This is a genomic window from Janthinobacterium sp. C22 (assembly GCF_057919405.1).
The window spans coordinates 2,318,232-2,334,675 of record NZ_CP193659.1; the positions used below are offsets into that span (position 1 = coordinate 2,318,232).

A 16,444-nucleotide genomic window follows, 5' to 3' on the forward strand; every position below is an offset into this window, starting at 1 on the left:
GTAAGGCAGCAAGGCAACTCATGTTGGCGCATGTCGGGGGCGCTTGACGGATTCAAATAGAATCTGTATTCTATTTGAATGGTCAGACTCGCCAAATTCAACGAAAACAACTTCATCGACAGCGCGATCGCCGTCGCCGCCCAGTGCGGCGTGGGCGCCGTGTCGATGGCCGCCATCGCCGTCAAGGCCGGCGCGCCCATCGGCTCCGTGTATCACCGCTTCGATTCGCGCAACGCGATTCTGGCGCGCGCCTGGCTGCGCGTGAAGAGCGACTTCCGCGAGGAGGTCGCCAGCCGCTGGCTCGGCGGCGACACCTGGGCTGGCGTGCACGGCCTGCTGGACTGGTGCCGGCGCAAGCCCGTGTATGCGCGCTTCCTGCTGCAATGCGCGGACAGCCCCGATTTCTGCAGTGGCCTTGGCGAGCAATTGCTGGCCGCCGTGGAAGAGGAACAGGCGGCGCTCGACGCCTGCTTTGCCCGCTGCGCCGAAGCCATGCCCGCCACCAAGGAGCTTGATCTCGATCACATGCTGCTCAAATTCGTGCTGATCGACGCGCCCGTGGCCGTCGTCAAGCCTTACCTGACCCAGGAGCGGCCGATACCGGCCAGCGTCGACGCCATGCTGCGCGCCTCGCACGACGCCGTGCGCGGCTGGGCGACCCAAACCATCACACACTGACAAAGAAAAGAATCCCCATGCGCTATTCCACCCAGCTTGAACACGGCAAGAAAATCCCCCTGCACGACGAAGAAGGTTTCATCGGCATGCGCGCGGCCGGCCGCATCGCCGCCGACACGCTCGACTACATCGCACCCTTCGTCAAACCTGGCGTGTCGACGGCCAAGCTCGACGCCCTGTGCGAGGAATTCATGCGCGCCGCCGGCGCCATCCCCGGCACCATCGACTACCACGGCTACAAGCACGCCAGCTGCATCTCCGTCAATCATGTGGTCACGCACGGCATCCCGTCCGAAACGAAGATCCTCAAAGTGGGCGACATCCTGAACATCGACGTGACGCCGAAGTTCCAGGGCTGGTTCGGCGACACCAGCCGCACCTTCAAGGTGGGCGCCGTGTCCATCCTGGCCAACCGCCTCGTCAACACGGCGTATGACGCCATGATGGCCGGCATCCACACCGTGCGCCCGGGCGCGACCCTGGGCGACGTGGGCGCCGCCATCGAGGCGGTGGCCAAGGCGCAGGGCTTTTCCTCCGTGCGCGACTTCTGCGGCCATGGCGTGGGCCAGGTCTTCCACGACACGCCGCAAGTGCTGCACTATGGCCGCGCAGGCACGGGCATCGTGCTCGAACCGGGCATGATCTTTACGATCGAGCCGATGCTCAACGTGGGCAGCTACCAGGTCAAGGTCTTGCCCGACAAATGGACGACGGTGACGAAGGACCGTTCGCTGTCGGCGCAGTTCGAGCACTCGCTGGCCGTGACGGAAACGGGCTTTGAAATCTTCACCCTGACCGGTTCGACCGAGCCGCTGGTGTAAGCATGGATGACGCGCGCCGGCAGCAGCTCACCGATATCGTCGCCGCGAAAGCCGGCGTGGATGCTGCCTGCGCGGCGCGCCACCTGGCGCTGCATGACGGCGACGTGGCGGCCGCCCTGCGCGGCATCGACGCCGAGCGCTACACGCTGACGCAGCGCCTGCTGAACAAATACCGGCACGATCCGGAAGACGCGCTGCAGCACGTGGCGCTGGCCGTGCAGCAGCAGGAGCAGATCGGCACGGACAGCGTACTGCGCGCCGCGCGCATCGCGGCCCTGGCGCCGCCCGTCGCCGGCGTGGTGCTGCTGGCCGAGTGGCTGGCCTATGTGGACTGGGAAGGCTTCGACAGCGCCCTGTACGTCAATATCGATACGGTGGCGGCGTTCATTGCCGATGAATTGCTGCTGCCCGAGGCGGCCGCCAATCTGCTGCAGGCGCGCGACGAAACGGTGTTCGAGGCGCAGCGCCCTTCGCTGGCGGCAGCGGCCTTGTTGTTCATCGAACGCCACATCGCGCTCTTTCCCTGATAGCGGCCTGCGTCTTACAATGGCGGCAAGCACTGTTGCCCCATTTTGAAGACTTCCGCATGAGCGATTTTCCCGAAGATATCTACACCGAGCCGTCCGCCGACGTGCATACCCTGAACAACCTGGGCCCGTTGACCGGCATGGCCGGCATCTGGACGGGCACGCGCGGCCTGGACGTCAAGCCGAAAGCCGACGGTCCGCGCAAGCAGGCCTTCGTCGAGCGCATCGAACTGCAGCCGATCGACCCCGTCACCAACGGTCCGCAACTGTTCTACGGCTTGCGCTACTACATCCACATCACCAAGCCGGATCAAGTGAAAACCTATCATGAGCAGGTGGGCTACTGGCTGTGGGAGCCGGCCACGGGCGCCGTGATCCAGACCCTGGCCATCCCGCGCGGCCAGATCGCCATGGCGTCCGGCACGACGACGGCGGATGCCACCAGTTTCGAACTGGTGGCCAAGCGCGACTCGACGGCCTACGGCATCTGTTCGAACCCCTTCCTCGAACACGCGTTCACCACCGTCGAATACCGCATCAAGGTCGATATCCACGCCGACGGCACCTGGGGCTACGATGAAGACACGGTCATGCTGATCCGCGGCAAGGATGAACCGTTCCACCACACGGACCGCAACCTGCTGACGAAAATCGGCGAGCCGACGCCGAATCCGATGGCCTTGCAGGCGCTGGCGGCGGCCGCTTAAGGCTGTCTCTGGGCGACGGCCTTGATCGCGCGCTCTTCTCCCATGGCGGCGGCGATCTTCCAGCGCTGCATGGCGCTGGCGCGGTCGGGGCGTTTCAAGCCCGCGCCTTCCCAGTCCATCAGGCCCAGGTTGTAGATGTCGCCCGCGCTGCCCTTGTCGGCGGCCAGGGTGAACCATTTGCGCGCTTCCTTGTGGTTGACGGGAATCTGGTAGCCGCGCACGTGGTACAGGCCCAGCAAGTGCATGGCTTGCGCATTGCCCTTGTTCGCCGCCTGTTTCAGCAGGTCGAGGCCGCGCGCCATGTTGCGCGGCTCCTGCCAGCCTTCGGCCAGCATCACGCCCTTCGCCGTCAGCGCATAACTGTCGTTCTTCACCAGGCCCTTGCCGATCAGGGGCTTGGCGGCCACCTGGCGCGCTGCGCGCTGCTGCGCCGTCGGCGCCGTGACGGGGCCGGGTTTTCCTTCGCCCATCAGCAGCATCCAGCCATACAGCCCATACGCGCCCGCATCGCCCTTGCCGACCAGGCTTTCCAGCATGGCCAGCGCCTGCGCCTTGTCGCCATTTTCGTACAGCTTGACGGCCTTGGCGGCACTTGCGTCCTGCGGCACGGCGGCCGGCGCATGGGGCGCGACGGGTGCCGAGGCCATGGCCGCCTCCTGCGGCGGCGCAGCGGGACGCACGCGCACGGGCAAGCCGTAGCTGGCGGCCAGCACGGCCAGGCTGGCGGGGGCGAGGATCAGCACTTGCGCCAGCTGGTTGCGGCGTCCCTTGCCGGCGATGCCCATGGCGCGCTCGGCCTGCTGCTCGCCGCCCAGCGCCTCGCTCAGCACGGCTTTGACCTTGCGGTTGAACAGCCAGTAGCCAGCGCCCGTGACGAGCAGGCCGGCGACGGCGGCCGTGCCGCGCCCGGCGAAGAACCAGGCGGCGATGGCGGCGGCCAGGGCGGCCAGCGCGCTTTTCCACCAGAATTGCTTGGCCAGCCGCGTGTAGACCTGGCGCAGGGCGCCCAGCACGCAGGTACGCACATTGTTGGCATAGTCGGCGGAGACGACATCGACGTGGGCGTGGTCCGCGTCGCCGCTGAGGACAGACTCGATCACGTCCGCATTCAGCTCCGACGCGGCCACGTCGCGCAGCGGCGTGAGCAAACCTTGCACGTGGGCCGAGAACAGGCCGTCGTCGGCGCTGCCTGCCAGCGCGTCGCTGAGCGCTTTGAGGTCCCCGCGCAGCAGTTTTTCCACGATGTCGTCCAGGGTCAGCCAGCGCAAGTCCGTGCCGTACGCCACCAGGTGGTGTTTTTCTGCGTTGCACGAGGCATCCAGGCGCACGATGCGCAGCTTGGCCGCATACAGGGCGTCGACTTCCTGCGGCTGGTCTTCATTGTAAATGCTCACTTTCGCCAGGGCCAGGCTGCTGCCAATGGCCGCCAGTGAGTGCACGCTCTCCTTGTCGCGGATGCGGCGCGCGTCGTCGGGCGCCTGTTTGGGCAGGCTGACGCTGTAGCCGGGCGTCACGTGCACGTCGACCCAGGCCGCCTTGCCCACCTTGCCGGACCCGTCGCACGGGTTGCAGCGCAAGTCGCCCGCGCCGCTGCAGGTGCGGCACGTGACCTTGCCGCTGGCGCGGCAGGTGCCGCAATTGATGTTGCCGGAACCGTGGCAGGTATTGCAGCTGACCTTGCCGTAGCTGCAATGGTAGCAAGAGCGGTATTCGGTGCGGTACTGGGGCCGCGTTTCGCTGTGGTAGCTCGTATGCGAGCTGCCGTTGCTGTAGGTGGTAGTGGGCACTTGCACCGTGATGTAGTCGGTGACTTGTTCGGCCACCGTGCCGCTGCCGCTGCAATACGAGCACGACACCTTGCCGCTGCCGTAGCAGCCGTAACCGTCGCAGCTGACGGTGCGTCCGCCGTGGCAATTCCAGCACGTTTCCGTCGTCGCGCCGTGGCAGGTGTGGCAGCCGATGCGGCCTTTGCCGGAACAGGGGCTGCAGGTATCGAGGTGCCAGTACTTGACGGCGTGCGGCAGATACACGCCCGCTTCGATGGCGTTGTAGGCCTGGCCCGCTTGGCGCAGGGCAGCGTCGAGCTTGCCCGCCGCGCGGCGCAGCCGCTCCTTTTCCTGCGCGTGAGCGAGTGCTCCCACCTCGTGGGAGCCACAGCGGCAGTCATTGCCCGAGGGCGTGAAATAGCCATTGATGACGCGCTGCTCGAAGCGCGCCTCCAGCGCGTAATTGGCCTGCAGGGAAAAATCCTGCAGCACGTCTTCCTCGCCCAGCGGCGTGATGTCGTGCGGTTCGAAGCGCGTCTTGTCCTGCACCAGGGTGCGCAGCTTGCCCAATACGGTGGGTAGGTCTTCCTTGCCGGGCTTGATGGGCGCTGGCGCCGTCACGGCCGTCTCTGTCACCTGCGGCGTATCCTCGCTGCCTGGGGTGTCATGCGCCGTTTCAGTGCTGGAATTCATGCGCGTCCTTTTGCTCTCTGGAAAGATGTTTGAATTTTAGCATCCCCATATGACAAACCATGACAAAGCGGACCCGCTTTTTCAGCGCAGGCCGCGGCGGAACTGGTCCGGCGTGCCGCCGCTCTGGCGGCGGAACATGGCGATGAAGGCGGAGGCCGTGCTGTAGCCCAGTTCCAGCGCGATCGCCTGCACGGTTTCTCCCTGTTCCAGCAGGGGCAGGGCGGCCAGGAAGCGCTGGCGCTGGCGCCATTCGCCGAACGGCATGCCCAGCTCGCGCTGACAGCGGCGCGCCAGGGTGCGCTCGGTAACATGCAATTGCGCGGCCCACTCGGCCAGTGAGCGGTTACTTCCCGGCTCCGCCTGCAGGGCGGCCAGCAAGGCCGCGATCACGGGTTCGTCGCTGCCGGGCAGGTAGTTGCGGCTGCACGGCGCCAGCTGCAGCTGGTCGACCAGCACCTGCGCCAGGCGCTGGTCGGCCTCGGTGGCGGGCGTGGTGACGCCCCTTTCGGCGAAGTCGCCGAGTATGGCTTTGAGCAAGGGACTCAGGACCAGGGCGCACGGCTGCGCCGGCAGCTGCGCGCACAGGCTGGCATCGATGTAGGCAGAGTGAAACACGACATCCTGGCGGATATAGCCGTCGTGCAAGGTCTCGGGCGGTATCCACACGGCGTACTGGGGCGGCGACAGATAGCGCTGGCCCGCCACCATGATTTCCATCACGCCCGTGGAGCAATACGTGAGCTGACCCCACGGATGGCTCTGGTAATCGAACTGCTGGTGCGCGTGATAATCGTCGAGGCGAAAGTACACGGGATAGGGCAGGGCGTCGGAAACGGCGGGGAAATGCTGGTTGCTGGCCATGGTGTGTCCTGTTTTGTCCTGTTCTTCGCATCGTTTGTCCGGTTTTCATTATATCCATGGAATCGGACCATGCGAAAATGGCGCTCATTGAATCGTGGAGTCTTTGCATGAACCCCAAGCATTATCTGTTTCCCGTGATCGCCGTGCTGATCTGGGCCATCAATACCATCGTCAGCAAGCTTGCCGTGGGCGTGATCGATCCGGCTGCCATCTCGTTTTACCGCTGGCTGCTGGCCGGCGTGCTGCTGGCGTTCGTGTTTGCCCGCCCCGTGTGGAAGCAGCGCTCCGTGGTGAAACCGTATCTGGGGAAACTGTTTGTGCTGGGTATGTTGGGCATGGTCATGTACCAGTGCCTCGCCTACATCGCCGCACAGACGACAACGGCCACCAACATGGGCATTTTGGCGTCGATGATGCCGCTGCTGGCCGTGGGCCTGTCCGTGCTGGTGCTGAAGGAGGCGCCTACCGTGGGCGGTGTGTTCGGCGGCATCGTGTCCTTGCTGGGACTCGGCTATTTGCTCAGCCATGGCGACCCGGCCGCCCTGCTCGCCCATGGCGCGGCCGTCGGCGACGCGCTGATGCTGCTGGCCTGCCTGTCGTATGCGGGCTACGGCGTGCTGCTCAAGCGCTGGAAGATTCCCCTGAATAACTGGCATTCCTTGTTGATCCAGGTCTGGTGCGCCGTGCCCGTGCTGTTCGTGTATTACCTGAGCCAGTCCGCGCCGCCCGTCACCAGCGCCGGCTTGCCGCTGGTACTGTTCGCCGGCATCCCCGCCTCCATCATCGCGCCGTTTTTGTGGATGCATGGCCTGGCCAAGCTGGGGCCCAGCCGCGCCACCACCTTGATGAACCTGCTGCCCGTGTTTACCGTCATCATCGCCATGCTGTTCCTCGGTGAAACCTTGCACAGCTACGATGTGATCGGCGGCGGCGTGACCCTGCTGGGCGTGGTGATGGTGCAAACGCTGAAGCGCCCCCTGCGCCGCGCCAGCGCCTAGTTTTTTTGCTATGCTGATGTTTTTCACAAGGAGCCATCATGCCGGACATTGATACCCTGTTGAGCGAACTCGAAGCCTTCGGCAGCAGCAACGATGCGGCGCACACGGAACGCGCCAGCCGCATGCTCAATATCACGCGCGACACGGGCGAATTGCTGGCCGTGCTCGTGCACGCGCGCGGCGCGCGCCGGCTGCTGGAAATCGGCACCTCGAACGGTTACTCGACCCTGTGGCTGGCGCGCGCGGCGCAGGCGCTGGGCGGCAGCGTGGTGACGGTGGAAAAGGCGCAGGACAAGTTCGACATGGCGCATGACAACTTTGTGCGCGCCCAACTGCAAGGCGTGATCGGCCAGCTGCTGGCGGACGCGGGCGACGTGCTGCGCGATGCGGCGGACGGCGCCTACGATTTCATCTTCCTCGATTCCGCGCGCCAGCAGTATGAACAATGGTGGCCGCAGCTGGACCGCGCACTGGCGGCCGGCGGCGTGCTGGTGGTCGACAACGCCAGCTCGCACTACGCGGACATGGCGGGCTTTATCGACGCCATCCGCGCCGACAGCCGCTACACGACGTGCCTGGCGACTGTCGGCAAGGGCGAATTCATCGCCGTCAAGTCGGGCAATTGATTACGCTGCGACGATAGCCGCTTCCAGCACGCGCACCAGCGATTCGACGCCTTGCGCGTCGACCTCGTCGAAGCGGCCGGCCAATGGGCTGTCGAGGTCGAACACGCCGATGATCTGGCCGTGCGCAAACACGGGCACCACCAGTTCCGAACGGGAATTGACGTCGCAGGCGATGTGGCCGGGAAAGGCGTGCACGTCCTGCACGACGATGGACTTGCCTTCGACCACCGTGGTGCCGCATACGCCGCGGCCTTTCTTGATGCGGATGCAGGCCGGCTTGCCCTGGAACGGCCCCAGTACCAGTTCCTCGCCCTTCAGAAAGTAGAAGCCGGCCCAGTTCAGGCCCGGCATGGTGTGGAAGACGAGCGAGCTGAAGTTGGCCGTGTTGGCGATGAAGTCGGTTTCGCCCGACAGCAGGCCTTGCAGCTGCGAACGCAGGTCCGCATACATGGCTTGCTTGGCGGCGGGGGTGTCGGTGCCGTAGGCGGCGTCGCTGAGGGTAAACGTCATGGTCGTGGTGGGGCGAAAAATGGGGAAGGCGTTATGGTAGCGCGTCCGGCGCATCCGCGCGCGGCCCTCACTTGTGCAGGTGTTCCCGCGCCAGCCGGCGCAGCAGGGGCAGGGCCGCATGGCCGTGTTCCTCCCGCCAGGCCAGGCCGATGCCGGCCGCCAGTTCCTCGCCCTCGACCAATGGCCGGTAGGCCACGCCAGCCAGGCGCAGCGCGCGGAACGAGTCGGCCAGCAGCGCCATGCCCTTGCCGGCCGCCACGTCGCCGAGCAGCACATGGTGGTCGGGCGCTTCGCGCAGGAAAACGGGCGCGAAGCCATGGCGGCGAAACACCTGCCGGCAATGGTCGAAGAAGGCGGGCTGGCGCGCCCGCTCGAACCAGTAGACGGATTCCTGCGCGATATCAGACAGGCTGAGCTTGCGCTTCTTCGCCAGCCGGTGCCCGGCGGGCAGGGCCAGCATCATGGGCTGGCGCGCCAGCGGCTGCACGGCCAGATCGAACGTGGCGCTGGGTAAGGCCAGCAAGGCGGCGTCGAGCTGGCCCTTGCGTACGGCCGCCACCAGGCGCGGCGAGGGCGCCGCCGTCAGTTCCAGGCGGACATTGCCCAGTTGCGCCTCCAGCGCCGCCAGCAGGGGGCGGAACAGGCCGGCCGCCACGGAGCTGGTCAGGCCCAGGCGCAGGCGTGCCGGGACGGCATCGCGCTGCAGCGACGTTTGCGCCATCTCCAGCAAATCGAGGATGTGCAGCGCCTGCGGCAGCAGGGTGCGGCCCGCTTGCGTCAGGGCGACGCCCTGCGTGTCGCGCTCGAACAGGCGCGCGCCCAGTTTTTCTTCCAGTGTCTTGATGGCGCGCGACAATGGCGGCTGGGTCATGTGCAATTGCTCGGCCGCCTGGCGGAAGTTCAGGCAGCGGGCGACGGCGCAAAACAGGGTCAGGGCGTGGGTATCGAGGGCTCTCATACCAGAAAGGTATCACGAAATCGCGCATTCCCCCGCCAGCCGGCACGGCCTAGACTGGCTGCATCGAGTCAACACATGAGGAGAGCAGCATGCAACAACGACGCATCGGCCATAGCGGCTTGAACAGTTCGGCACTGGGTCTGGGCTGCATGGGCATGTCGGAATTCTATGGCGCCACGGACGAGGCGCAATCGCTGGCCACGCTGGAAGCGGCCCTGGCGGCGGGCGTGACCCTGTTCGATACGGCCGACGCCTACGGTTTCGGCCACAACGAGCAATTGCTGGGACGTTTCCTGGCGCGCCACCCAGGGCAAGCGCTGGTCGCCACCAAGTGCGGCCTGGCGCGCGAGGCGGGCAGCTATGCGCGCCGCGTCGACAATGCCCCCGCCTACATCCGCCAGGCGTGCGAGGCGTCGCTGGCGCGCCTGGGCGTGGACACCATCGACCTGTTCTATCTGCACCGGCTGAACCTCGATACCCCGCTGGCAGACTCGATGGGAGCGCTGGCGCAATTGCGGCAAGAAGGAAAGATTCGCGCCGTGGGCCTGTGCGAAGTGAGCGCCGCCACCTTGCGGCGCGCGGCGGCGCTCTGCCCCGTGGCGGCCGTGCAGAGCGAATACTCGCTGTGGACGCGCGAGCCGGAGCAGGGCGTGCTGGCCGCCTGCCGCGACGTGGGCGCCAGTTTCTTTGCCTACAGTCCGCTGGGGCGCGGTTTCCTGACGGGCGCCATTGCCGATGCGGCCAGTCTCGACGCAGGCGACTTTCGCCACTTCAATCCCCGTTTCACGGCCGAGAACCTGGCGCGCAACCAGGCCATCGTCGCGCAGGTCAGGGAGATTGCGCGCGCAAAAGGCTGCACGCCGGCCCAGCTGGCGCTGGCCTGGCTGCTGGCGCAAGGCGACGACATCATTCCCATCCCCGGCACCAAGCGCATCGCGTATTTGCACGACAACCTCGGCGCGCTGGCCGTGCGTCTGGACGGGAGCGAACTGGCGGCGATGAACGCGGCCTTTCCCTTGGGCATGGCGGCGGGTGCGCGCTACACGGAGGAAGGCATGAAGGGCGTGGATGCGTGAAAAAAGTGGGTCTAGCGTACGCCAGCGTACCTAACTGACGCTTTTCCTGCGGGATAATCCACGACGATCTGCTAGCATCTGGCAGGTTGCACCGTGTTCAACGGTCAGGTATCCGATGAGGTGAATGTTGTTAGATGACGATATTTTCGATATAGAACTGAAGTTATTGCTTGAGGGAATACTGCTGCGCTATCAGCACGACTTCCGCGATTATTCCGTGGCGTCCCTGCGCCGGCGCATGCGCCAGGCCATGGAGCGTTTCGGCTGCGCCAGCCTGTCGCAATTGCAGGACCGCATCTTGCACGAGCCGGCCATGTTCGCGCAGATGCTGCAATTCTTTACGGTGCAAGTGAGCGAGATGTTCCGCGATCCCGCGTATTTCCGCGCCTTGCGCGAAAAAGTCGTGCCCATCCTGCACACCTATCCCTCGATCAAGATCTGGGTGGCCGGCTGCAGCAGCGGCGAAGAGGTCTGGTCGCTGGCCATCTTGCTGGACGAGGAAGGCTTGCTCGAGCGCAGCATGATTTATGCGACCGACATCAATGTCGAGGCGCTGGCCGCCGCCGAAGCGGGCATCTATCCGGTCGAGCGCATCGCCCAGTTCAGCGAGAATTACCAGCTGGCGGGCGGCAGGCGCTCGCTGTCCGACTATTACACGGCCGCCTACAAGGGCGCCATCTTTGACCGGCGCCTGCGGCGCCAGTTCGTCTTTGCCGACCACAGCCTGGCGACGGACAGCGTGTTTTCGGAGGTCCATATGGTTTCCTGCCGTAACGTCATGATTTACTTCAATAAAGACTTGCAAGACCGCAGCCTGGGCCTGTTCCATGAAGCGCTGGTGAACCGGGGCTTCCTGGGCCTGGGCATGAAGGAAAGCCTGCATTTCAGCCGCCACGCAGCCAGCTTCAACGAGCTGAGCCCGGCCGAACGGATCTTCCAGCGTGCCTGACATGTTGCCGACCTGCGACGTGGCGCCGCCGCCAGCGGGCCTGCGCCTGATCGCCATCGGCGCTTCGGCCGGCGGTGTGGAAGCGCTGGGCATCGTGCTGCGCGCCTTGCCCGCCACCTGCCGCGCCACCGTGGTGGTGGTGCTGCACCTGGCGCCGGGCCGCTCGAGCCAGTTGCCGCAGCTGTATGCGGAACGCTGCCAGCTGCCCTTGCGCGAAGCGCAGGACAAGGAGCCGCTGCAGGCGGGCACCGTGTATTTCGCGCCGCCCGATTACCACCTGCAAGTCGAACCCGATGGCTGTTTTTCCCTGTCGCAGGAAGAACCCGTGTATTTTTCGCGTCCTTCCATCGATGTCTTGCTGGAAACGGCTGCGTATGCCTACCGGCGCGCCATGCTGGCCATCATCCTGACGGGCGCGTCGGCCGATGGCGCGGCGGGCCTGGCGCGCGTGCGGCAGCTGGGCGGCAGCGCCTGGGTGCAAGACCCGCAGCGGGCCAGTTGTGGCATCATGCCGGCCGCCGCGCTCAAGCGCGCCGGCGCCGACCGCGTGCTCGATTTGCCGCAAATGGCCGCCAGCCTGGCCCTGCTGGATGACACGGGGGACAAGTGAATGGGGGCATGACAGTGCGTGTAATATATGCAAAGACTGAAACAATATTAATTTCCATATCAAAATATTATGGCACTTGCCGTGACGATGCCTGAAGACTGATCCGTGACCGCCCCTATTCATATCCTCGTCGTTGACGACATCGCGCAAAACCTGGTCGCCGCCGAAGCCGTGCTGGCACGGCCCGGCATTGTCATCCTGAAAGCCAGCTCGGGCGCGCAAGCGCTGGAATTGCTGTTGACGCATGAAGTGGCACTAGCCCTGATCGACGTGCAAATGCCGCAGATGGATGGTTTCGAGCTGGCCGAGCTGATACGCGGCAGCGAACGCACGCGCAGCATTCCCTTGATTTTTCTCACGGCTGCGTCGCGCGAACCGAGCTACAGTTTCCGCGGCTACGAGGCGGGCGCCGTCGATTTCCTGTACAAGCCCATCGACGTGAAAGCCTTGCAAAGCAAGGTGGCCGTGCTGGTCCAGCTGTACCAGCAAAAACGCGAATTGTCGGCCCAGCTCGACGAGCTCAAGCATGCGCTGCATTTGAACGAACTGTTCACGGCCGTGCTGGGCCACGACTTGCGCACGCCCTTGTCGGTGGTCATGAACGGCGCCATGCTGTTGCCGATGATGAGCGACCACCCGAAGGTGATCGTCACGGCGCAGCGCATCGAAAGCAGCGCCAAGCGCATGGCGCGCATGGTCGACCAGCTGCTGGACCTGGCGCGCATCCGTTCCGGCACGATGGAATTGCGCAGCAGCACGCACGATTACCTGGCGCTGGCGCGCGCCATCGTCGAGGAGTTCGAGACGGCCGGCCAGGCGCCGCTGGTCGAGGTCAGCAGCGTGGGCGAGCTGCACGGACAATGCGATGCGGGCTTGCTGTCGCAAGTCATCTCGAATCTGTTGAACAATGCCATCACGCATGGCGAGGCGGGCACACCGGTGCAGCTGGCCCTCGACGGGCGCGCCGCCGACAGCATTGAGTTGCGCGTCGCTAATCGTGGCGTCATCCCCGCCACCTTGCTGCCGACCCTGTTCGAACCGTTCCAGCAGGCGGGCGAGAAGCGCAGGACGGGGCAGGGCCTGGGGCTGGGCCTGTACACGGTGAACATGTTCGTCAAGGCCCACGGCGGCACGGTCGAGATCAGTTCGACGGCCGCGCAGGGTACGCTGGCGACGGTGCGCATCCCGCGCCAATGCCAGGTGTGCGTGCAAGCGGGACTGACCACATGAGCGCGCCGGCCTTGCCGCGCGGCGGCGGCAGCATGGGCGAACTGGTGCGCCAGTTCGACTGGTCCGCCACCAGCCTGGGCGCCCTTGATGGCTGGCCCGCCCATCTGCGCACCAGCGTCGACATCGTGCTCAATTCGCCGATGGCGATGGTGCTGATGTGGGGGCCGCAGCACGTCATGATTTACAACGACGACTACATCCAGATCGCCGGGGCGCGCCATCCGGCGGCGCTGGGCGGCACGGTGCCGGCCATCTGGCCCGAAATCTGGGACTGGAACGCGCGCATCCTCGAAGCGGGATTGCGCGGCGAGACGCAGGTGCACCGCGAATGCTGTTTGCCGCTGTTGCGCGGCGGACAGCGCACGGACGTCTGTTTCGATCTGTTTTACACGCCCGTGCATGGCGCCGACGGCCAGGTGGACGGCGTGCTGTGCACGGCGCTGGAATTGACGGCGCGCATGGAAGAGGGGCGCCAGCTGAAGCTGGCCACGGCCGAGCTGGGCGAACTCAACACCACCTTGCAGCTGGAGAGCGAGGCCGTGCGCGCGGCCAACCGCCGCCTGGGCGAGGAGCGGGCGCTGCTGCGCGCCCTGTTCCAGCAGGCGCCGAGCTTCATGGCCCTGCTGCGCGGGCCGCGGCACGTGTTCGAGTTGGCGAACGAGCATTATCTGCGCCTGGTGGGGCACCGCGATCTGCTGGGCAAGACCGTCGAAGAGGCCTTGCCTGAAGTCAAGGCGCAAGGTTTCATCGACTTGCTCGACCAGGTCTACCGCACGGGCGTGCCCTTCGAAGGGCGCCAGGTGAAGGTTGACTTGCAGACGGCGGACGGGCAGACGGGCCAGCGCCAGATCGATTTCGTCTATCAGCCCATCAAGGATGACGAGGGCGCGGTGACGGGCATCCTCGTCGAAGGCATTGACGTGACCGAGCGCATGGAAGGCGAGGAGCGCTTGCGCCTGGCCCAGCAGGCGGGCGGCATCGGCACCTTCGAATGGTTCCCCGAGACGGGCGCGATGGTGGTGTCGCCCACCTTCCGCCGCCTGTGGGGCATTGCCGACGAAGAAGAAGTGACGGAGCGCCTGCTGGTGAGCCTGGTCGATGCGCGCGACCAGCAAAAGGTCGGCCCCAGCAAGCTTGACGTGGCGCCCAATCCCCTCGAATACGTCGAGTACCGCATCCGCCGCCCCGCCGATGGCGCGCTGCGCTGGATCGCGCGCCAGGGCGAGGTGGTGGCCGGCCGCGTGCCGGGCCAGCGCCGCTACGTGGGCGTGTCGTTCGACGTGACGGAGCGGCGCCAGATCGAGGATGAACTCAATGCCAGCCAGGAGCGCATGGCGGCCATTTTCGGCCAGGCCTCCGTGGGCTTGTCGGAACTGGGCCTCGATGGCCGTTTCCAGCGGGTCAACGGCGCCCTGTGCTGCATGCTGGGGCGTTCCGCCGAAGAGCTGCTGAGCCTGAACATGAACGACATCATGCATCCGGCCGACGTGCCAGGCAACAACGTGCTGTTCCGGCGCCTGGTGGAAACGGGCGAATCGTTCTCGCTGGAAAAGCGCTACCTGAAGCCCGACGGCTCGCAAGTGTGGGTGTCGAGCAATGTCAGCCGCCTGGTCGATGAGCAGGGACAGACGCGTTCCCTGATCGCCGTCAAGACGGACATCACGGACCGGCGCCGCGTGGAAAAAGCGCTGCATGAATTGAACGAAACGCTCGAGCACCGGGTCGAACAGGAAGTGAGCGAGCGCACCAAGGCCGAAGATGCCTTGCGCCAGGCGCAAAAGATGGAAGCCGTGGGCCAGCTGACGGGCGGCATCGCGCACGATTTCAATAACGTGCTGCAAATCATTTCCGGCAATTTGCATTTGCTGCAGCACCTGGCGGGCACGGATGGCCTCATGCGCCAGCGCCTGGACACGGCGATTGCCGCCGTCGAGCGGGGCGCCAAGCTGTCGTCGCACCTGCTGGCGTTTGCGCGGCGTCAACCGTTGAAACCCGTGGTGGCCGACCTGGCCCGCGTGGTGCGCAACATGGATGCGCTGCTGCGGCGCGCGCTGGGCGAAGCGATCGACATCGTGCTGGTGGGTGGCGGCGGGCTGTGGAATACCCTGGTCGACCGCAGCCAGATCGAGAACGTCATCCTCAACCTGGCCATCAATGCGCGCGACGCCATGGATGGCGTGGGCAAGCTGACGATCGAGCTGGGCAACGTCGTGCTCGACGAACAGTATGTGCACAACCTGGTCGACGTGCCGGCGGGCCAGTACGTGATGCTGTCGGTGACGGACACGGGCCGCGGCATGAGCGGCGCCGTGCTGCAGCGCGCGTTCGAGCCGTTCTTCACCACCAAGCCGGAAGGCGCGGGCACGGGCCTGGGCTTGTCGATGGCGTATGGCTTCGTCACGCAAAGCCGCGGCCATATCCGCATTTACAGTGAACCTGGCGTGGGCACGGGAGTCAAAATCTATTTGCCCCGTTCCTTGATGGCCGAAGCGGACGAGGAACTGGAATTGAGCGGCGTCGTCACGGGCGGCACGGAAACCGTGCTGGTGGTGGAAGACGATGTGGGCGTGCGCACCACCGTCGTCGATATGCTGGGCGCGCTGGGCTATACGGTGCTCAAGGCCGAGGATGGCGAAAGCGCGCTGGCCGTGCTGCACAGCGGCGCGCAGATCGACTTGCTATTTACGGACGTGATCATGCCCGGTCCCGTCAGCAGCACGGAGATGGCGCGCCAGGCGCGCGAGTTGCAGCCCGATATCGCCGTCTTGTTTACGTCGGGCTACGCGCAGGATGTCATCGTGCACGAAGGGCGTCTCGACGCGGGCGTGGAATTGCTCAGCAAGCCATACCGGCGCGAAGAGCTGGCGCGCAAGCTGCGCCATGTGCTGGCCAACCGCCAGCAGCAAATGCGTGCGCGCCAGTTTGAACGGTCCGGCGCGCCCGTGGCCGGCACACTGGCGACAGGCAGCCTGGCGGCCGGCGTGCGGGGAGGCGGCACGCCGGGGCTGGACTTGACGGGCCATGCGCCGGAACCGCAGGGGGACATGCCGACATCGATGAAGATACTCGTGGTGGAAGACAACCTCGATTCGCAGCTGATGGTGTGCGAACTGGTGGGCATGCTGGGCCATACGGTCAGCGGCGTGTCCGATGGCGAGGCGGCGTGGAAATTGCTCAACGAGCAAGACTTCGATATCCTGTTTACGGATGTCAGCCTGCCCGGCATGTCCGGCATCGCGCTGGCGCGCATGGTGCTGCGCGATAAACCGGGCATGCGCATCATCTTTTCCACCGGCTATGGCAAGGAATCGATGGATGAGCTGGGCTTTTCCGCCAGCGTCCTGCGCAAGCCCTATGATTTGATGGAGTTGCAAGCGGCACTCGACCAACCCTGACGGGCGCGCGCCGCTTCGGCCAGCCCGTCTCACCTGCAG

At 65.5% G+C, this 16,444-nt stretch carries 15 protein-coding genes; 11 read left to right on the forward strand and 4 right to left on the reverse strand.

Annotated features, from left to right (window positions below; genetic code table 11):
* Positions 1–78 precede the first annotated feature (78 nt).
* From ACRHIG_RS10705 to ACRHIG_RS10720, 4 genes are read left to right on the forward strand one after another with little or no spacing between them, the layout of a single operon-like run.
* The gene (locus ACRHIG_RS10705; RefSeq protein ID WP_489630154.1) at positions 79–678 is read left to right on the forward strand and encodes a TetR/AcrR family transcriptional regulator; all 600 of its coding nucleotides are present in this window, start codon (positions 79–81) and stop codon (positions 676–678) included.
* Positions 679–695: 17 nt separating this feature from the next.
* A complete protein-coding gene (gene map / locus ACRHIG_RS10710; RefSeq protein ID WP_100874007.1) occupies positions 696–1,499 on the forward strand; it encodes a type I methionyl aminopeptidase in 804 nt (267 codons plus the stop codon).
* Between the two features lie 2 nt (positions 1,500–1,501).
* A complete protein-coding gene (locus ACRHIG_RS10715) occupies positions 1,502–2,026 on the forward strand; it encodes a hypothetical protein (RefSeq protein WP_489630155.1) in 525 nt (174 codons plus the stop codon).
* A gap of 59 nt (positions 2,027–2,085) precedes the next feature.
* The gene (locus tag ACRHIG_RS10720) at positions 2,086–2,733 is read left to right on the forward strand and encodes an FABP family protein (protein WP_070221060.1); all 648 of its coding nucleotides are present in this window, start codon (positions 2,086–2,088) and stop codon (positions 2,731–2,733) included.
* Here the strand turns inward: ACRHIG_RS10720 and ACRHIG_RS10725 are convergent.
* Both ACRHIG_RS10725 and ACRHIG_RS10730 read right to left on the reverse strand, forming a co-directional pair.
* Positions 2,730–5,192: a tetratricopeptide repeat protein gene (locus tag ACRHIG_RS10725; protein WP_489630156.1), complete on the reverse strand. Its 2,463-nt coding sequence runs from the start codon at positions 5,190–5,192 to the stop codon at positions 2,730–2,732. The two genes, ACRHIG_RS10720 and ACRHIG_RS10725, sit on opposite strands and share 4 nt — an antisense overlap.
* Positions 5,193–5,273: 81 nt before the next feature.
* The gene (locus ACRHIG_RS10730) at positions 5,274–6,053 is read right to left on the reverse strand and encodes an AraC family transcriptional regulator (protein WP_475415609.1); all 780 of its coding nucleotides are present in this window, start codon (positions 6,051–6,053) and stop codon (positions 5,274–5,276) included.
* Between the two features lie 107 nt (positions 6,054–6,160).
* On the opposite strand from ACRHIG_RS10730, the gene ACRHIG_RS10735 reads away from it, so the two are divergent.
* Both ACRHIG_RS10735 and ACRHIG_RS10740 read left to right on the forward strand, forming a co-directional pair.
* Positions 6,161–7,051 (forward strand): DMT family transporter, encoded by an 891-nt coding sequence (locus tag ACRHIG_RS10735; RefSeq protein WP_489630157.1) that lies wholly within the window; start codon positions 6,161–6,163, stop codon positions 7,049–7,051.
* 38 nt (positions 7,052–7,089) lie between these two features.
* Positions 7,090–7,677, forward strand: coding sequence for an O-methyltransferase (locus ACRHIG_RS10740; protein ID WP_475415607.1), 588 nt, complete (start codon positions 7,090–7,092; stop codon positions 7,675–7,677).
* On the opposite strand, the gene ACRHIG_RS10745 is transcribed toward ACRHIG_RS10740, so the two are convergent.
* Together ACRHIG_RS10745 and ACRHIG_RS10750 are read right to left on the reverse strand one after the other, a co-directional pair.
* Positions 7,678–8,187, reverse strand: a complete 510-nt coding sequence (locus ACRHIG_RS10745) for a GAF domain-containing protein (RefSeq protein ID WP_475415606.1) — start codon at positions 8,185–8,187, stop codon at positions 7,678–7,680.
* 67 nt (positions 8,188–8,254) lie between these two features.
* Positions 8,255–9,145, reverse strand: coding sequence for a LysR family transcriptional regulator (locus tag ACRHIG_RS10750; protein WP_489630158.1), 891 nt, complete (start codon positions 9,143–9,145; stop codon positions 8,255–8,257).
* An 89-nt stretch (positions 9,146–9,234) separates the two neighbouring features.
* Here ACRHIG_RS10750 and ACRHIG_RS10755 point away from each other — a divergent pair, with 89 nt between their 5' ends.
* The 5 genes from ACRHIG_RS10755 to ACRHIG_RS10775 all read left to right on the forward strand — a co-directional run bounded on the left by ACRHIG_RS10755 (position 9,235) and on the right by ACRHIG_RS10775 (position 16,405).
* Positions 9,235–10,221: an aldo/keto reductase gene (locus ACRHIG_RS10755; RefSeq protein ID WP_489630159.1), complete on the forward strand. Its 987-nt coding sequence runs from the start codon at positions 9,235–9,237 to the stop codon at positions 10,219–10,221.
* A 124-nt stretch (positions 10,222–10,345) separates the two neighbouring features.
* The gene (locus ACRHIG_RS10760) at positions 10,346–11,170 is read left to right on the forward strand and encodes a CheR family methyltransferase (protein ID WP_475415603.1); all 825 of its coding nucleotides are present in this window, start codon (positions 10,346–10,348) and stop codon (positions 11,168–11,170) included.
* A gap of 1 nt (position 11,171) precedes the next feature.
* A complete protein-coding gene (locus ACRHIG_RS10765) occupies positions 11,172–11,780 on the forward strand; it encodes a chemotaxis protein CheB (RefSeq protein WP_489630789.1) in 609 nt (202 codons plus the stop codon).
* A 105-nt stretch (positions 11,781–11,885) separates the two neighbouring features.
* A complete protein-coding gene (locus tag ACRHIG_RS10770) occupies positions 11,886–13,010 on the forward strand; it encodes a hybrid sensor histidine kinase/response regulator (RefSeq protein WP_489630160.1) in 1,125 nt (374 codons plus the stop codon).
* On the forward strand, positions 13,007–16,405 hold the full coding sequence (locus tag ACRHIG_RS10775) for a hybrid sensor histidine kinase/response regulator (RefSeq protein ID WP_489630161.1): 3,399 nt from the start codon (positions 13,007–13,009) through the stop codon (positions 16,403–16,405). Before ACRHIG_RS10770 ends, ACRHIG_RS10775 begins: the two co-directional genes overlap by 4 nt.
* The last annotated feature ends 39 nt before the right edge of the window (positions 16,406–16,444 follow it).